Annotated in this window: 2 protein-coding genes; both read left to right on the top strand. The window is 71.0% G+C overall.

The features are described 5' to 3' along the window. Window positions 1–1,377: protein kinase domain-containing protein (locus KUTG_RS16230; protein ID WP_198047193.1), on the top strand; the 1,377-nt coding region annotated here is incomplete at its 5' end. A gap of 5 nt (window positions 1,378–1,382) precedes the next feature. Beyond that, window positions 1,383–2,667: ATP-binding cassette domain-containing protein (locus KUTG_RS61300; RefSeq protein ID WP_198047194.1), on the top strand; the 1,285-nt coding region annotated here is incomplete at its 3' end.

A 2,667-nucleotide genomic window follows, 5' to 3' on the forward strand; every position in this document is an offset into this window, starting at 1 on the left:
AGCCGGAAAACGTGCTGTTGGACGATTCCGTGCCGCGCCCTGACCGACTTCGGGATTTCCCGGCTGGCTGCCGAGACCGATCTCGGCAGAAGATCGCTGATGGTCGGAACGCCGCAGTACATGGCCCCGGAACTCGGCAGTGGTCAGGAGGCGACGCCGGCTTCGGATCTCTACTCGCTCGGCATCGTGCTCTACGAACTGTGTTGCGGCGTCACCCCGTTCGCCGGCCGGTCGATGCTCGCGGTGATCCGGTTGCACGAGAACGCGCTGCCGGGCAGGCCGGCCGGGATTCCCGATCAGTTGTGGGACGTCATCACCTGGCTGACGGCCAAGGAGCCGGGCGACCGGCCGTCCTCGGCGCAGCAGGTGTCGGCCGTGCTCGACGCCCTCGTGCTCGAACTGATCAACGTGCCGCTGGCGCTGCCGATCAGCACGCCGCCGGCGCCGGTGCCGCGGCAGGCGCCGGGCCCGGGCACCGAGACCGTGCTGGCCCCACCGCCCATCGTCACCCCGCACCACGTCGGCCGTGGAGGTCCCGTGCCGCAACGCAAACGCCGTCGCGGCCGGGTCGCGATCATCGTGCTCGCCGTGTTGCTCGTGCTCGGCGCCATCGGCTGGTACGCCGTCCGGTCACCGGCCACCACCAGCACGGCCGCCACATCCACCTCGACGACGACAACGACGACCGCCGGGTCCCCGACCACCACGACCACGGTGTCGCAGACGACAACGGTGACCAAGCCGGCCACCATGCCCGACTTCGTCGGCAAGACGCTGACCGCCGCGCAGGACTCGCTGCCGACCACCGTGAAGGTCAACACCGTCGACCAGGTGAACGCCACCGCGGCCGACGGCACGGTCATCGCCCAGGACCCCAAGGCCGGCGACCCGCTCGGCGACGCCATCACGTTGACCGTCGCCCGCCAGGCAGTCGTCGCATACCTGGACTCGCTTCGGGTGGCAACCGGAGGGTGGTCCGAATCCGGGCGGAGCGCGACCATCGCCGGCACCGGCTACCTGCACGCCGTCGGTGAGAACGTCGACGCACGCACCTCGCCCAGCTCCGTCGAGTACAACATCTCCAAGGGATTCCGCCGGCTCACCGCCACCGCTGGCATCGACGACAACTCGGGCGACTCCACGTTGAAGATGCAGCTGGAGATCTTCGGCGACGGCCGTGAGCTGTTCAACAAGCCGATCCCGTTCGGCGCGCAGGTGCCCGTCGACATCGACATCAGCGGCGTGCTCCGGCTGAAGATCCAGTACGAGGCCGTGTCGGGCCGTTCGTGCTGCGCGGCGAACTACCTCGTGCTCGGCACCGCCGAGCTGCTCGGTCTGCCGGGTGAGGTGCCGACCACCAGCGCGACCACCGGCTGACCACGGTGTGGATCGGCAACCGGGTCCGGCTGACCATCGGCCGGGCCGAGGACAACGACGTCGTGCTGGCCGACCCGCAGGTGTCCCGGCGGCACGCCCGCATGGAGCGTGTCGGCGGCACGTGGTGGCTGACCGATCTCGGCAGTCGCAACGCGACACTCGTGAACGGGCTGCCTACGAAGGGCCGGACCGCGCTGGCCGTCGGGGACCGGCTCACCTTCGGCGGCGCGGAGATCCGCGTTGACGGCGATGAGCTCAGGACCAGCGGTGGAGCCGGCGCACGGCTGGTGGCCGACGACGTGAGCTACGCGGTGCCGGGGCGTTCGCTGCTGGCCGGTGTCAGCCTGGATCTCGGCCCGGGTCAGATGATCGCGGTGATCGGACCGTCCGGAGCGGGCAAGTCGACGCTGCTCAAGGTGCTCTGCGGCGAGCTGGCGCCGACGAGCGGATCGGTCGGCTACGACGGCTACGACATGCACACCCAGCAGTCGGCGGTGGCCCGGCGCATCGGCATCGTGCCGCAGGACGACGTCGTCCACACCAGGCTGACCGCCCGCCGGGCGCTGGCCTACGCGGCCAGGCTCAGGCTGCCGGCGGACACCGCGGCGGGCGAGCGCCGGCGTCGGGTGGCGAAGACCCTGGACGAGGTCGGTCTGCGCGAACGCGCCGGCGTGCGCATCGACCGGTTGTCCGGCGGGCAGCGCAAGCGGGTGTCGATCGCGTTGGAGCTGCTCACCTCGCCGTCGCTGCTGCTGCTCGACGAGCCCACGTCAGGTCTGGATCCCGCGCTGGACAGGCAGATCATGTCGCGGCTTCGGTCCATCGCGGACGACGGGCGCACGATCGTCGTGGTCACGCACAACCTCACCAATCTGGACGACTGCGACCAGGTGCTGCTGCTGGCGCCGGGCGGCGTGCCGGTGTTCGCCGGCCGGCCCGCCGAACTGCGCGCCCGGTTCGGCACCACGGACTGGGCCGACATCTTCGACCGGGTGGTCGCCGGTGTCGCGCCGCCCGTCGCCGCCCCGCCGCGACCGGCTCCGGTCCAGCCCGCGCCGCCGCCCACTGTCCACGAAGGTCACCGCGGGCAGGCGTTCACCTTGGCGGCCCGGCATTTCCGACTGATTCTCGCCGACCCGGGCTACGCGCTGTTCCTGACGCTGACACCGTTGGTGCTGGCGGTACTGGCGCTGGCCGTGCCCGGGCATGAGGGTCTTCGACGGTCGCTGCCCGAGCATCCGACCGAGGCGGCCCAAAAGCTGGTGCTGCTGTTCGTCGGCGCGGCGTTCA

It is taken from the genome of Kutzneria sp. 744 (genome assembly GCF_000568255.1).
Taxonomy (GTDB): Bacteria; Actinomycetota; Actinomycetes; order Mycobacteriales; family Pseudonocardiaceae; genus Kutzneria.